The 16,099-nt window shown below is 51.4% G+C and carries 9 protein-coding genes and 1 pseudogene; 8 read left to right on the top strand and 2 right to left on the bottom strand.

The genetic code is table 11. The features are described from left to right. Together VE954_RS16480 and VE954_RS16475 are read left to right on the top strand one after the other, a co-directional pair. On the top strand, positions 1-615 hold the full coding sequence (locus tag VE954_RS16480; RefSeq protein WP_324954670.1) for a hypothetical protein: 615 nt from the start codon (positions 1-3) through the stop codon (positions 613-615). Positions 616-804: 189 nt separating this feature from the next. Continuing rightward, positions 805-1,647 (top strand): hypothetical protein, encoded by an 843-nt coding sequence (locus VE954_RS16475; RefSeq protein WP_324954668.1) that lies wholly within the window; start codon positions 805-807, stop codon positions 1,645-1,647. Between the two features lie 100 nt (positions 1,648-1,747). Here VE954_RS16475 and VE954_RS43820 read toward each other — a convergent pair. After that, a pseudogene (locus VE954_RS43820) lies at positions 1,748-3,634 on the bottom strand (7TM diverse intracellular signaling domain-containing protein). Between the two features lie 524 nt (positions 3,635-4,158). On the opposite strand from VE954_RS43820, the gene VE954_RS16460 reads away from it, so the two are divergent. Continuing rightward, entirely contained in the window at positions 4,159-4,644 is a 486-nt protein-coding gene (locus tag VE954_RS16460; protein ID WP_324954666.1) for a hypothetical protein, read from the top strand. 317 nt (positions 4,645-4,961) lie between these two features. On the opposite strand, the gene VE954_RS16455 is transcribed toward VE954_RS16460, so the two are convergent. Then, a complete protein-coding gene (locus VE954_RS16455; RefSeq protein WP_324954664.1) occupies positions 4,962-5,672 on the bottom strand; it encodes a hypothetical protein in 711 nt (236 codons plus the stop codon). 242 nt (positions 5,673-5,914) lie between these two features. Here VE954_RS16455 and VE954_RS16450 point away from each other — a divergent pair, with 242 nt between their 5' ends. The 5 genes from VE954_RS16450 (at position 5,915) to VE954_RS16430 (ending at position 16,061) form a co-directional block, all read left to right on the top strand. Then, the gene (locus tag VE954_RS16450; protein WP_324954662.1) at positions 5,915-7,327 is read left to right on the top strand and encodes a hypothetical protein; all 1,413 of its coding nucleotides are present in this window, start codon (positions 5,915-5,917) and stop codon (positions 7,325-7,327) included. Positions 7,328-7,540: 213 nt separating this feature from the next. After that, positions 7,541-10,294 carry a tetratricopeptide repeat protein gene (locus VE954_RS16445; protein WP_324954660.1) on the top strand — a complete coding sequence of 918 codons (2,754 nt, stop codon included), beginning with the start codon at positions 7,541-7,543 and terminating at the stop codon, positions 10,292-10,294. Between the two features lie 319 nt (positions 10,295-10,613). Continuing rightward, the gene (locus VE954_RS16440; RefSeq protein WP_324954658.1) at positions 10,614-11,969 is read left to right on the top strand and encodes a hypothetical protein; all 1,356 of its coding nucleotides are present in this window, start codon (positions 10,614-10,616) and stop codon (positions 11,967-11,969) included. A 398-nt stretch (positions 11,970-12,367) separates the two neighbouring features. Beyond that, on the top strand, positions 12,368-13,084 hold the full coding sequence (locus VE954_RS16435) for a transporter substrate-binding domain-containing protein (RefSeq protein ID WP_324954656.1): 717 nt from the start codon (positions 12,368-12,370) through the stop codon (positions 13,082-13,084). 229 nt (positions 13,085-13,313) lie between these two features. After that, on the top strand, positions 13,314-16,061 hold the full coding sequence (locus VE954_RS16430; protein WP_324954654.1) for an ATP-binding protein: 2,748 nt from the start codon (positions 13,314-13,316) through the stop codon (positions 16,059-16,061). Positions 16,062-16,099: the final 38 nt, after the last annotated feature.

Below are 16,099 nucleotides of genomic sequence, written 5' to 3'. Positions count from 1 at the left end.
GTGAAAGACGACAACAGTCGAGGTCTATTCAAGCTAAAAGGAGTTGAGAGCGAAATTCCACTTTTTGCATTTAAGTATGATATTGAAGTCACAAAGAAGATACATAGGTTGGATTCTGCTATGGGTGCGAATGGAGCTGCCCCCCTGGCCGATGGATCGCATGATTCTATGGCATCGCCAAGGAAGGTTGAAGTGAAAGCACAGAAACGAATGACCTATGCTGACTTTCTAGTAAAAAAGCGTGCATTGAGCTCTCAATTGAAACGCAAATTCGCAGACATGGCGGCCGGGGGAGGATCGATGCTTGCCATCGTGGCTCTTGGGGGAGGAGATCTGATCCTGACCAGCGTGAGCGCTGACGTTAACGGCCATGATCGAATTCATATTGCGAATGGGATTGCCACAATTTTGTACTTACTGCTCATTCTAGCCTGGTACATATGCGAGTATATTTCCATGCGAAGACGCATGATTCTTCGATTCTGCCTGGTCGTGTTTTTCTTTGCGTTCATACACGAAAGCATGATTTTGCTGGGTCCCTTGCTGTCGATGAGGATCATTTATGAATTCCTTTGTTGGAAAGCGATCGTGAAAAACGTTGATTCGCCAACTTGAAGCCTTTGCGCACCCCTACAGTCATCCATTCCAGTTAATGCACGACGAGGAGCGCAAAAAAATAGATTCCCGCCACTCTCCAACAAGAGACGTCCGCTCGAACTGCAGTCTCGGAAACTGCTAGCCAAACCCCATCACGATCCTTATATTGAGTTTCAATTTCATTTACACACACAGATGGAGTATCAAATGATCGTCCATAACTGGAAACTGGGTGTTCTCCTCATCGGAGCGTTGGCAGGTTGGAAGGCGGAAGCAGCTCAGTTGCGTGACATCGGTGTTATAGGGCTTATGTCTCATGATATATTTTCGTGGGATAACAAGAAAAATGAGAACACCGAAAACGGCCGCTTGGATCTGAGTACTATTTTTGATTATGGCACGGGCAAGAGCTGGGAAGCGGGCGGCAATCCAAAAAATTGCGAGAACGCCCCTGTCTGCACGATCACAATGAGCCTCGTGGGCCACTATCAAGAGAAGCTGAAGACAGAAACCGCTGATGAGGCCCGACGCAGCACAGTGGTGCTCTTTCAAACGTGGGTAAAAGAAAGCTATGTGCGCTTGAGTGGACTGGACCTGCCGACGGAAGCCCGGGATGAGCCCGCGAACAATGTGGAGCAGGCTGCCCTGCGCGCCATGCACGATATTCTGCCGGGCAAAGTCCAACTCTTTAACCGGCCCTTGCTCAAGGATCTGGATCTGACGAACGTCTTATTCGCCAAACTCCAGCTCAACGAAGACGAGCTCAATCAGGAGATCGCTCCATTTGATGGTGATTATGATCTGGAATATAAAGCCATCAAGATTCCTTTCAGCAACGTGGTGGTGAACCTGAAGGAAGTCGACCGCAAGTTCATCGAAACCTACAGCACCTATAAGCAGGCCGATATGCTGGCAGAACTCCGAAGTGCAGGCTTAGGAGAAATCAAAGTCCAGGACGTGTTTTTCATGCACCATATTTCGGATTTGGTCGCCAAAGCCTTCTGCTCCAAGGACAATGCCTGGATGCCTAGCGACCTTCCCTGCCTTTGACAAAATGGTGTTATCGCGGCATTCCCACGCCGCGCGAGCATCGTGCAGCCACTGCACGCGATTGCGATCGGCTGCCGCGCGAACTTTTCGTGATGGAGTATTAGGAAGCGGATTCCTTACGCTTGTGAGCGTGGAATTTCAGCATCAGAACGGTGGAGTCATCCTGCTGCTTGCCTTGCCAGTCCGGATGGTCCGTGTACTGCAGAATATCCTTCTTCAATCCATGGAGCCCCTTGCCGGCTGCAATGAGCCGCTCCAGGCTTTTGGGGTTCAGGCTGTGTGACGAGCGGCTCCCGTTTTCCACCAGACCATCGCTGTAAAGAATGATCATGTCGTCTGCCTGCAGGGGGACATGGATGGTTTGAAAGCTCGGTTGGGTGGTAAAGCCCAGAACACTGCCCCGACGCAGATGAGCTTGCACAGTGGGGCCTGATTTCACGAAGATATTCACATGCCCGGCATTCAAATACGCGCAGGTGAGGGTCACCAGATCAATCACAAGAAGCGTGCAGGTCATCATCGCATTTTGTCTCGCGCCCACCCGCAGGATGGTGTCGTTGAGTTGCCTGGCGAGTGATTGCAAGGCGGCTTCCATGCTGAGGTCATGGGCGAGGCCCATCACCGCGGTTTGAAAGCTGCCGGCGGCGGAGCCGGTGATCAGCGATGTGGCGATCCCGTGACCCGTGACATCACCGAGGCAAACATAGAGCCTTTGCTGATCATCCCTTTCCATGGAGGCGAACCAATCGCCGCCCAATGCGTCCGAGGGACGATAGACGAAATCCAGTTCCACCTGAGTTGTGCGGAAGTCGGCCAGGAGAAAAGATTCCTGCACGACCCGCGCCACTTCCAAACCATGCTGCAGATCCTTGCGTTCCTGCGTGAGCTGCCGCATGCGATCACCGAGAGCCACCGAGAGCATGATCACTTCCAGGGCGATGCCCACGTGCAGGATGTAGATGTTCGTGCCATTGGCCGTGATAAAACCAAAAATGATGGCCAGGTAGTAGAAGGCAGCGAGGGTTGGAAAACTCCAGGAGGCTAGGTAATAGCGGGCCGGGCGGAAACCACGGCGAAACACCATCAGCGCCACGGGTGGAACGCACAGGCAGAAAAAGATCGTGCAGAGTCAAGCCAAGAGCAGCATGGACGTGTAGGGAAGAATCAAGGCCGCAACGGTCAGGAGCAGCTGCGAGACCAGCCAAACATTGATCATGCGGTTGACGCGGGGCAGCATTTCATAGGTGCGCAGGAACTCTTTGGCAAAGAGAGTGCCCCAAAGCGTGCTCATGATGATGGCCAGAACATAGGCACGGTTGGTCCACCAATCGCTTTCGGGCCACAGCCAGGCAAAGGCGTAACCGTCGAGCGTAAAGAAGAGAGAAAACCAGGCGAGCAGGTTGATCGAATAGATCAGATAGGCCAGGTCTCGGGAGAAGATAAAGACGATCAGGTTGAAGATGAACATGACCCCGATCAAACAAAAGAGCACGCCGGCCCAATATTCCTTCAGGCGTTCATGCTCATAGTGAGCTTCCTCAGCTCGCAGGAAGAGCGGCATGATGAAGGCGTCCGCAGTCTTGACCCGCAGATAAAACACCTGTTCGTCCTGCGGCGGCATAGGAATGAGGAAGGTCGGAAGTATGGAGTGAATGGATCGACTCTTGAAGGGTAGTAGATCACCGAGCTCTTCGCGTGACCATTGGCCAGGACCTGTCGGCCGATACAGAGTTACAGAATCGAGCCAGGCGCAGCCCAATTGCAAAAAGAGTTCTCTTTCCTGGGCCTCTGGATTGCGAAGGACAAAGCGGAACCAGTAGCTTGAGTCTGTGAAGCTATAGAGTGGTATCTCATTGCCCAGGGATTGAAAGTCGGCCGCGTCCATCTCTTCGATCGTCTGAGTGCCATCCTTGTCCTCAAAGACGTCCAGATATGGACCCAAGCTCTGACTGCGAAACCCACCATCCAGTGTAAGTACGCGCGACACGGCCCAGGTCTCAGGAACCAGTCCCAGCAGAATAGAAATGATGATGACCAGGGTCCGCAAGATTCAGGGCCTCCAGAGACTCTCAGTTTTGTGAGATCTTCGGTCATCCCAGTATTTTCTTGAGAGATTCCGCGGACCTGAAGTTATTATCTAGGAGTTTTGAGGGATAACGTCGCACCCTGCTCCTTGGAATTGCCGTAGCGATCGTGGCCACGCTCCGCGGGTCACGGGAACGTCGGTGGATTCTTCAAGATCCGGAAAAAAGCCTCCGCTCCGATTCTGGCAGGACGCACGAAGCTCCGCGAGATCTTAACGATGACAGTACACAAGGATAAGCAATACGACCCAGTAATTTTCAAATGCGCGCTTTTGTCGATGCAGTCATTTTAACATAAATCGATGATTTCACTAACGTATTTAAAAATATCGGAGGCCTGCAGCGACTGCAATATCCTCTCGGCGGCAGTGTCCGTTGCCTATGTGGTCGTACCTTGCGGCCAAAAACCTAATTGTTAGAGGCAACTATGGCCCGTCTTGCGATTTCAACGTGCTTACTTTTTATTGGTCTAGTATCCAGCAGCGCCTTTGGGGAGAATTTCGAAAGGATTCTTGTCATTCAACAAGCTGCGGTTAAAAATCTGGAGCGGAAAGTTGAAGCCCAGGAAAAGCTGATTGGCAGCCTGATGTCGCAGCTGGCAGCCAGCAAAGATGCAGCTGACAGAAAATTCGTGGTTCAGGAGCAATCTATTGAGAAACTCAATTCTGAGTTGGCCTCGTCTGTTGCACGCGTTCAGAACCTCGAAGCTTTCGATGCTTCTCTCAGCAACGGAAGTCGCAGCCTCTGGCTTCAGAACGTGAAAGTTGTCAACGACATCACCGGCCATCATCTCTACATTGATGATGGTAGCTTTAGGATCAACTCACCTGCCAAAACTATTTCAGGCGCGTCCAAAATCGAGACCTGGGACTTACAAGCGGGTCATGTCTACGGCACTATGCACCCGAAATGATAAACCGCGGGATAGTCCGGGCACAATAACCTAATGTTTCAAAAAGATGCTGCTTCCGCCTGAAGGCTCGAAGAAGCTCAATAGAAAAGCGTATAAAAAGACCCCGAATGGCGAGAGCTGTTTGGGATTTTTTTTAAGGTTTTGCCCCTCGGGCTAGCTTGCCACAGGCGCAGGCATCGTGAATACTACCAAAGATTCGCTCAACCTTAGCCGGTAACGTTTGCATCGGCTGGAGTTCACCTGGACATCGCCAACGTTGCCGATTGATCCTGAGGACCTGAAGTTTCCACTCAAGGTAAAAAAAAACAGCTGACGAACTACAGCACCAAACCCAGTTCAAGATAAACTCGTCGCTGTCGGTGGAATTCGTCACGTGCATCGACTTTGAGCCGGTTCGAGACATCGAAATCGTTCCCGTAGGTTTCCACCGTTCTTGTAGATAGTCCGTAGTGATATGTTGCACGGAGGGCGGTGGAGACTCGCCAGAACTGAAGCGACAGGCCAAAGGACATGAAGGCGCCATCGGTTTCATGGGCATCAAAGTAGTATGAATCCATGTAGGCTCGACCAGAATCACCCATTCGCGGATACTGGCCTTCGAATTGTCGGTGTCGGGCTTTGAAAAGACCTATCTCCCCGAAAAGGACTTCATAATAATGTCGGTAGCCGATTTCATAGGTCTTGAAATCGATGTCGCTATTGGGACTCAGATGCCAGGTGTAGCGTCCCAACAACAAACTGTTGTCGCTCAAGAATACGCCCGCGGCATAGCTGCTTCCGTAAGAACCCGTAATGCCACCCTCCACCAGTCCGTACCTGGATTTACGGCTGTCGGAATAATCGTCGCCATTCCTGATCACATGAGCAACTGAGGAAATCGTAAGATAAGCCAGACCATAGGCCGCCGCTGCGAGAGCCAGATAAGCGAGAGTTTCATTCGGGTTTGCCTGATAGATTCTGGATTGAGCGTGGACCTTGGGCTGAACAAGCATGGACATCACGATTATGACAGAAATAATACCGCCCATGGGAGCTTGGTTCCTTCTCCGTTAAGAAATGCAAACGTTGATTTTCTTATCGGAAAAGGACGTTTATGGAATTAAAAGTCAGGCTTTACTTGATGATACATAGAAGGTGGGCTGGCAGCATTACATGATGTCCTCATCTTTCCCCATACCATGCGTAATAGATCTCACAAAACAATTCTGGACTTTTCTTTCGCTCCCCACATATAAAACGTGAACCATCAACAAACGCAAAAGGACGTGTCATGAAACTGGGAATTTTCTTGTTGGCTGCTTTTTTTTCATGGGTTGATATTCCTTATGTTTTTGCAGATAAAGTTGAAACACAGCGTGAAGCTTTAGGTCAAAGCCCCCTGCAAGATTTAGAAAGCACCGAAGCCGTGAGCTATTATCAGAACATAAAGCCGATTATAGACGCGCATTGCGTCGGGTGTCATCATGTCAACGGTCAGGCACCCTTTGCTCTGGACACCTATGCTGCGGTGAAATCCCGGAGCTCTTGGATTGCCGGTGTCACGGCAGCTAAAATCATGCCGCCTTGGGGCGCCAATCCCATCGCGGGCCATGAGCTGAGTTATGACACTTCCTTAAGCGATGCAAAGATCCAGCTCATCCAGGACTGGGTGCAAGCCGGAAGTCCTGCTGGAGATCCGTCACGACCTGGTCCTGCCTTGCTGCTGCCTACGCCTCAACTGACGGGAACTGACATGACCTTTCAAATGAAGGAAGCCTGGACAACAGTTGCCGGCGAAGAGGATGAATATCGCTGCTTTCCCGTTGTTGTTGATGCACAGGACGAGTTTTATGTCACGGGCTATAAGCTGGAGCATGATAACGCAAGCCTTGTGCATCATGCCTTTGTCTACTCGTTTGATCCTGAGTACGCACCTCAGGTCGAAGCCATGGAGAACTCGGATGACCGTTATGGATATCCCTGCATGGTGGCGCCGACCACCGACGAATATGCAGGCATTCCACCGCATACCCTGGCGGTCAGTGGCCTTCAGGGATATGAATTCACATTTCCAAAAGGCAAGGGCGTTTTGGTAAAACCGGGTACAACCCTGATTTTTCAGCTGCACTACAGCAAGCGCTTGATGCACGTCGGACACAATGATGCTACCCATGATACCAGTCGGACCCGGATACACTTCAGTACAGAAAAGAAAGTCGAGAAACCCATTGAACTTGCGTATTTTGTGGATCTCAAATGGATGGAGCCTGATAGTATGAAGATACCGGCTGGAGAGAAGGACGTGTCTTATTCCTATAAGGAATACGCGACCCAATCGATGGCCTTCATGATGACCAAGGGTAACCTCAACGTCGATAGCGGCTTTTTTATCAACGGTATTTTTCCGCGTCAGCATCTCTTGGCTCGTGGCATGAAGGTTTGGGTGGAGCGCAGCAGCGGCGTCAGTGAAATCATCTTTGATAGCATCGACCGCTACAATTTTCACTTTCAGTCGATTTTCCAGTACGAAAAACCCATCTTTGTCGCCAAAGACGATCAGCTCAAACTTACCTGCACCTGGGATAATTCTGCAGAAAATCAGCCGATTGTAGATGGAGTGGCATTGGCACCCATCGACGTTTACTGGGGCGAGGAAACCAAGGATGAAATGTGTGTGGCCACACTTATGATTTTTGAGCCCTAGTCGCCACGAATGGTGCAAGGACCACCGGAGCCGAGTGAGAGAAGCCTGATGTTTCACATCAGATGATAGCAATGGGGATTGACTGGCATAAGTCATGTATGTTGTTCAACATCCGACTCAAGCCAGGAAAATAAATTGTTCTCGAGCGGCCGCTTCCGCAGAAACACCGAAAAATTTTCCCCAAAACGCCGAATAGCAGTTCAGGAGAATGCCATGACCCTGCTGCTGCTAAAAAGGTTGTTCTTCCTGCTCCTCTTCGGGGGCGGATGGTGGGACGAGGCTTGGGCGGAACGCCGGGTGAAAAGTTTTCGCCCGGATCTGACTCATGAAGAATTCTTCTTATTGGGTCTCGATGATCCTACGGGCCTATTGGTTCAATCCCGTGCGGAACTGCAGAAAAGGGCAGGGGCAACGCGGGATATCGTGTGGGCCCGCCTCCTGGCCGCGCAATTGCACACCGAGTGGGAACTCAGTGAGATCGACAATGACTACTTTCAAGCGCCTCTGATCGAGGAAGCACGAGCGATTGCCCTGAAGTCCGGCGACAAATGGCTCGAGCTTCGCCTCGCTCATCTGCAGGAAGGCCTTTTATTAAAGCAGGTGCACATCCGTCCGGTCGATGTCGAGGCCGCTCTGGTCATTGCTGAGGCACGCGCGCAACGTATGGGGGGTGGCCTCTTTTTGGTTGATACCTGGCGGGAATACGCAAATTTTTTCAGCTTCGCCCAATCACACAAGAGAGCCCTGGAACTCGATCATAAAGCCTTGGAATTGATTCGGCGCGAAGGGAATCAAGACGACGACCTGAGGGCGTTGATCCACAATGATACCGGCATTGTCCTCGCGGAATTGCAGCAGCATGTGCAAGCCCGTGAGATGTACAAGGAAGTTCTGGCTTTTTGCCGACGCATGAAACTCCGGCACCTGGGTGCAGTCGTCAGCCATAACCTGGCCCGTATTTACGTCAAGAGCAGTGACAGCACGGAATGGGACCTCGCGGCCGAATTATTCCAGGAGTCTATTCGAACGTCCGCTGCGGTGGGAGAAAAACTGGTTCTGGGTTATTCGACATTCGGTCTCGCCGACCTGCGCGTTGTGCAGAAAAGATGGAACGAAGCGCTTGAGCAGTATCAACAGTCGGAACAGGCCTTTGAATCGATACAGGGCGATGACCTGGCAACCCATACGCTACGTGCTGATGTGAATGAGGCCCGCGCGAGGATTTTTCTGGAGTTGGATCGATGGGACGAGGCTCTGGTTCAGATCAATCGGGCGATTCAGCTTTATCCCGGCACCATGGTCGGTGAACAGGCTGCAGCTTACCGGACGCTGGCTCGAATTCAGAACAAGCGTCGTGACCATGAAGCTGCTTATAACGCACTCCATCGATTTACCGTCATGTTCGAAAGGATTCAGGAGGAAAAAAAGCAGCAGTCGCTGGATAAACTTCAGGTCAGCCTGGGGCTTCAGGTCGAGGAACAGCGTAACAATCTTCTGAGCAAGGAGAATGAGCTACAGGCGCAAAAACTGCGGTCGGTTGAAATGCAGAAGCGTGTGGGGATGAGCCTGCTGCTCTTCAGTATTCTGGTCATCGGGTTTCTCGCAAGCTTCTTGCGTCAGGCCCGGCTGATCAAGAAAACGAGACGGGAAATGCAGCGTGTGCTCGACAATATCGAGGAAGGGATCCTGACGATTGGACGCGACCTGCAGGTTGATACCAATTTTTCACCCTATCTGGCTAACCTTCTGCAATTGTCCGCGAACGACTTGCATCGCCGGGATCTTTTTCTGCTCCTTTTGCAGCGGTCAGATTTAACCCCTGATCAGCAGGCCACGATCAAGAGCTCATTGGAAGCGTCGATCGGCGAGGCGCCCTTGACCTGGGAGCTGAATGTGGGCCAGTTGCCCCATGAACTCGTGGTGGATCAGCGGGTCATCGCCTTGCATTGGCAGCCGTTGCTCGATCGGCATGAGGTGATAGTCCAGATTCTGGTCAGCCTGCGAGACCACACAGCGCGGCGGCAATTGGAAATCCAGTTGCATCAAAAATCTGAACGTTCTCATCACCTGGTGAGTCAGCTCCGCGACATCCTGCAAGCCGACGTCAGGCGTGTCAAGCAACTGATGCAGGAAATGGAAGGAGCCCTGCCGATCCTGGCCGTTGAACTGCGGCAGAGCCTTTGGATTCGCAAAAATTTCCGCATACTGCATACCTGGAAAGGGGTGGCGCGTACATTGGGGCTGAAACCATTGGCTGCTGCCATCCATAGCGTCGAAGAAGTCCTGGATGCCATGCATGATCGCGTTCGTGATTCTGAGGTCCTCGATATTTCGTTGACTCAGCTCACGAACGAGGTTGGGATGTACTCCGAGCTGATCCTGCAGATGAGCCAGCTGGGAGGCGCCGCTATTCTTCCGGAACGCGTGATGAATCTGCATGAAATCGTCGGTGAAATCAAGACCCATGTCCAGAAGCAGTTGCAGGTTGTAGGATTGAGCCTGGACGAAGTTCAGGTAATCGATGGGATCAGTACCTGGACATCAGCCCTTTCCAGGTCCGTACAGGAGGTTCTGAGTCACGGGCTCAGCAACAGCATTGATCATGGCTTTATTCGTCCCCTGCAGGAAGGGCGAACAGTGCGACCGATTCGGCTCTTTATCAGTGCGCATGCTACGAATAATCGTCTGCAGTTGCGCATCCGCGACAACGGAGTGGGGTTGGACAGGGCCAGGCTTGAAGAACTGGCGCGAAGGCATGCCTTTCATCCGAAGTCAGAAGCCGAACTTTCTGATATCCTCTTTCTCGATGGCGTGACGACGGCGGATGTTGCGACGCAAAGCAGTGGCCGTGGCGTCGGACTTTCTGCAATTCGATCCCTATGCACAGAATTACAAGGCGAAGCCCACATTCACCCGACTTCCGACGTAGGGACGGAATTGGAAGTCGAGTGGCCGCTCACAGGATGATGGGCTTGCTTGTTGGAGGTTTTCCCCGGGAGGGCTGATTTTCCATTCTCCTTTTACTATCAGAAATATCAAAACCAACCAACCGATAGAGAATATTGGCATCAAGCCTCCGATGTTGGCAAATTTTAGGTTATCAGGTATGAATATTTCACCGGGAATTTTAACTCCTTGATTTGCTCATTATTGGTGATAACGATTAGGGGGATTGCGTTCACACCGGCCTTAAGGTGAATGCAACAGTTCGCTACTATTGAAAACTATCAAGTCCCTCCTTCCGTTGTCGCGGTGTCGGGGGCGTGCATCAGAAAGGAAGATTTTCATGAAGCTTCAATGGCTGCTCCTTCCCCTATTACTTGTAGCGTGTCGCTCGAGTGATCCGACCGTCTCCCAGCTTTCCCATGAAGTCAAGACTCCCGTCCTGGATGCCAATCCCTTTCAGTGGGTGCGCATTTCTCAGAGCGAATATGCGTCGGTTCTTATGTATGATCACGAAACTGAGTTTAACCTCGTCAAATCCGGGATTGCATCGATCCATCATCCGGCGCGGCAGCGTCTGCAGTATTGGGTGGATGTGTTTGAAGCTGCAATCCGAAGTAAACAAGCCGATGCGATGTCGGGCGTGCCCAAGCCTAAGGCTCAGCTGATTCTGACTGCGGAATCCAATGCGTATGTCTACCCGATCAGCGTCTGCCTCGATCGAAAGGGCAGCATGACCTCGCAGAAAGCTGGTAGGGCGAGGTTCTGGCAGTTTGAGCCCACTGACCAAAGCTTTGTTCCGGATCAGGATCCCCAAAAACTTGTGCTCTGTCTTCACCGGAAGTTTACGGCCAATGAGGTCAAGGATCTTCTGAACTGGTCGCTTGCGGGATCATTTTTTATTCTTCGGGACGATACGATAGAATTTACCTCCGGCAGTGAAAAGTTTTTTCCTGCGTCCGCCCCCGGTGCAGCTGACAATATAGCGATTCAGCAGATTCCCGATGTGATCAGCTTTTACGCGGGTTTATTTCTGGACGCGGATGAAACATCACTGGCCTTTTTCGTTGCTCATGAGCTGGGGAACTACTATCGAGCGCACGGACTTCTGCCGAATGGCACGTTTGGAATTTACTATGATTTGAAGCAGAAAAATCCTCTAAAAAGACCCGTGCAGTCAGCTGACTCTGCCGACTTTGGTCGGCGTATGGAAGCGCTGCGTAAACTGATGCCGACTGGCGACCTTGCGACTTTGAACGCCAGCCAGAAAAAGGAATGGACAGCTTTAAATCGACAGGCGTTTGAGCAGAAGATCGGACAGTATACGAGCGAGCAGGAGGCGGACGAGCTTGCTCACGAATGGATGCTCGACCTGGGATTTAGTAGTGACGATTCCATAAAGGCCCTGCTGTCTCAGCTCAAAAATATACCGGAAAAGAATTGGGACTACAAACGTTGTCAAACGGCTTATGACAATGATTGGAAGGAAGAAGATGAACTTCCCGTATTCGTGCCCGTGGGCGATTATCTGGACGAGCATCATTCCAATTGCTATCGCGCCTTCAATCTCCATCGGGAAACGACGGCCCATCGCTATCCCTCCCGGCGTCGTGTGGCTCTTCCGTCTTTGCTTACGACGGAGGCATGGTCGAGTCTTGTGAGTCGTGTGCGGACAGACGTTGTGGCTATCGCGCGCTAGTCTAAGTGATCCAGAGTACCTTCTCGATGCAACATTTCGATGGCCTCGACACTGGATTTTCCAAGACTTTGGCCTGAAGCATTTTAGCGCTATCACTTTACGCTTGCAATCTTTCAGCAGGGTGACGCGGTACACTTCGCCCAAATGACCAATGCCGAGGGGATCGATAATTTCGATCTCTCCGTTGTCCTGCAATTGGCCTGATTTAAGCAGTCCTGTCATTAAATTTACCAAATTTGTAAAAAATCTATGAGTGCAAGCCGCTGAAAGCGCGAGATCCAGAGTCAATACATCGCTGAAAAAATTTGAAGAATGCCTGTGATACCAGACTATTTTTTTAGAGGGACATGGTAAAATTTTCTTAACAGCATTGAATTCTCTTGCAGAGATACATACCCATGTCTGTTTTCTTAAAAAGTCTGACAATGCTTCCCTTGCATTGGACGTCTGTGATTTTTGCTGCGGAAGCCATTCCCATTAAAATTGCTACTGGAGACAAATATTGGCATATGGTCGATGCCGCCCTTCCGGAAGGGGGGCCTTTGACACAAAATATTCGGGCTATCTTGAAGGGTATGGGCTATGCCCCAGTTGTGGAGCATATTCTCTGGAAAAGAGCGTATTCTGACTCCGCTCAAAATATTTATCAGGCGACTTTTCCCTGGTTCAAGGATGCTGAACGGGACAAGGACTTTTATTTTTCCGATCCCATACTGAAGATGTCTGTTCTGGCTTTGGTGCGCAAAGACTCCAAGCTCAAGGATCTGACGTTGGAAAATATTCGCGGACTTTCCTCCTGTGATTTGCTGGGCAGTCAAGCTTATGAAAAGATATTTGTCTCTTCGCAGCTGAAGATGATTTATGTCAAAGACTTTATCCAATGCATGACCATGCTGAAAAACAAGAGAATTGATTTTATTCTGAGCACTCCAGAAGTTGCCAAGGAAGCTGACAAGTTTGACTCCAAAGTCATTCCCAATAACTTTGATTTGACCTTAAGCCTTTATCTGATGGTGTCCCGAACGAACCCGGATGCTAAAAAAATTCTAAAACAATTCAATGCCTCACAATCAAAGCTCCAAAGCCAAAAACTGCTGCTCGAGATCAATCCCTGACACAATCTTGCCAACGGCTCTTTCTGCGAGGGCTCGCAAATCATACCTCGCAAATAGTCTGCATGGATGAGTGATATTCCTGGGAATTTGGTTTTTCTGCTGCCTTTTTTTCGGCCTGCGTCAAAAGAGTTTGCGTAAACCGCAAGCGCATCAAGGGTTCTCAGGAACTGCACGGAGTCGATCACTTTTTCGCCGAAAGAAGATCGAACACTGGGATGTGCAGGTAAGAATGATGAATTATTGGTTTGTAACAGCTCTATGCCTTATCGCTTCTGCTTTGCAGGCGGCCCCCGTCCGTTCCCCTCCGCTTGACCTCGAGGATCGCCATGGGCTGGAATGGGCCCTCAACGATGACCCCGTTGCAACCCTTCCTTGGGCTAAAAAGCAATTCGAACAATTGGATAAAGACAAGGACCCCAAGCGCTGGGTGCGGGCCCTCTGGTTTTACGCGGCCCTGGTGGAGGAGTGGAAGGAAATTCCAGGCATCAGGGCGCTGGTGGAAGAGGGCGCAATCATTGCCGAACGGGAGCAGATGCACGAAGAATTTCTGGCTTTCCGTGGATTTCTGCCCGGTATCATCACTGAGGAAACGCAGGGCATCAATGCCAAATCGGAAGATTCAGGTCAGACCGAAGCGGGCTATCAATCCATGATTGCCGAAGCGAAACGTTTGGGCGTTCAACGTGTGGAAGCGGATGCGATGGCTTCCTATGCTTTCTATCTCCGTGACCTTGGTGAAACCAATCGCAGCCTTCAGTTGCTGCTCGATGCGAATAAGCTGCTCGCCGACGATCTGAAGGCCACGGATCTCAACCGCATGAGTATGAAAAACAATCTTGCCCTGGCCTTTTCCTATCAAGTCCAGAAAGACAAAGCGCTGGCTTTGTACCAGGAAATCGATGGTTATTGTTCGCGGGTTCGTCTGCGTTCGTTCTGTGTGACCAACGACTACAACCTCGGCAAGCTGCTCCTGGACGATGATGATTTGAAAACGGTGGCGAAATCCGAGGCCTATTTCCTGAAGTCCTTGAAAAGCGCCGAGCAGATCAAGGAACGCTGGTCGGTGGCGACCGCCCACTCCGGGCTGATCACGTTTCACACCAAGTTCAAGAATTATGATAAAGCCGTACGTGAAGCCGAGCATGCGATCCAATTATTTACGGACATCAGAAATGATGTTTGGCTGGCAGACTCCTACAAAAAAGGCGCGAAAGCTTTGATCGGAGCACGACGTTTCCAGGAAGCCCTCGAATTCATCAAACTCGCCCGTGAAACATTTCCTCCCGACTTTCGTCCGGACTTTGATGATTTGGAAGATCTCAGCTACCAGGCATGGCGTGGGTTGGGCGACACGGGTCGCGCTCTCGAGCATCTGGAAAAGCACAACACGGAATTCAAAAAGATAGCGAAAGGTCGGGAGAAATCCGACTATTCGAAACTTATGGTAGGCATGGGACTGCAGATTGAAGAAGAAAAGAACAAAGTCCTGAGCATCGACAATGAACTGAAGAATCAAAAACTTCGGGAAACGGAACGCCTGCGCCTGTTCATGCTGGTCATGCTGGGTCTCTCCCTTCTGGTGATGGGTTCCATGGTGCTGGCCGTCATGCGTTCCCGCGAAGTCAAAGTCAGCCGCATGAAGATGCAGCGGATTTTGGACAATATCGAGGAAGGCATCCTGACCATCAACAGCCAGCTGCAGGTCGAGAGTGAATACTCCCGTTACCTCCAGGTCCTGCTGGGAAGTCAGGAGAACATGACAGGACGGGAGGCTCTCCCGCTGCTTTTGGAAAAAACCACTCTGAACGTTGAAGATCGCAGCATGATCCATGAAACACTGCGGGCCTCATTAGGCGAGGACGAGCTCCAATGGTTTGCCAATGAGCAGCATCTTCCCTCGGAGCTTATTTATCCCGAAGCCCGCGGAACGCGTATCGTGGCCGTGCATTGGCAACCGCTTTTCGATAAGAATCAGCGGGTGCAGAGTATTCTGATCGGCCTGATGGATGTCACGGCCCGACGGCATTTGGAAGCTGAGATCGCTTTGGAAAGACAACGCTCGGATCGACAGGGGCAAAGGATTCGTGACCTGGCGCAAGCGGATGCGCAGCGGGTTGACGATCTTCTGCATCAGGCCCAGACCCTTGGCACCCGTCTGCCTCTGGCCCTTGAGAGCGACACGCAACGAATGTCCGTCCTGCGGGAGTTGCACACCATCAAAGGTATCGCCCGCACCTTGGGTCTGAAGGAGCTGAGCGCTGAATCCCATGAACTCGAGGAGCAGCTGCAAAGATATTCGGCGGCCACCCTGGGTCTGATCGAGGAGCACAGCGCACGCTTTAAAGATACAGTGGAAGGGTGCCTCGGCATCACCACGCAGATTTTTGGCCGACGGACGCAGAGGCAGGTGGCCACCCATCGCCACCTGGCTGAGGTCGTCGATCGAATCCTTCCGGACTTGATGGAACGTTTGCAGGAAGCTGGTATGCAATTGCGTGGGCTGGAAATTGTGGACCAGGTGCTTCCCTGGTCGCCCGAACTTCTGCAGGCGTCGGAACAGATCCTGCTGCATGCTTTGACCAACGCCGCCGACCATGGGTTTATCCTGCCGAGGCAGCAGGGACTGCCAACGGAAGCCCCCCGCTTTCACATTGAAGCTCATCGTCGACGGCACACCATTGAATTCATTGTCAGAGATAATGGTGCAGGGCTGGATTTGAAAAAGCTGCAGGCGCTTGCTGATAAACTGGGATTTATCCCTGATCCCGGCCGATCCGTTGCTGATGTTGTTTTTCTGGATGGCTCCACAACTGCCAACCAAATCAGCCGCACCAGTGGTCGAGGCATAGGCATGGCCGCCATCCGAGGGATCTGCCAGCAATGGGGCGGTGAGGTGCATATGGGAACGAATCCTGATGGCCATGGCGCCCAGCTGCTGGTGACACTGCCGGCCTCCATGCTGAAAGCTTCAGCATGAAGCGCCTTGAGCCCTAGCTTGTGCGGGTCGACGGATGT

This window comes from Oligoflexus sp., assembly GCF_035638955.1.
Taxonomy (GTDB): Bacteria; Bdellovibrionota_B; Oligoflexia; order Oligoflexales; family Oligoflexaceae; genus Oligoflexus.
This window is presented reverse-complemented; position numbering and strand designations above follow the sequence as displayed.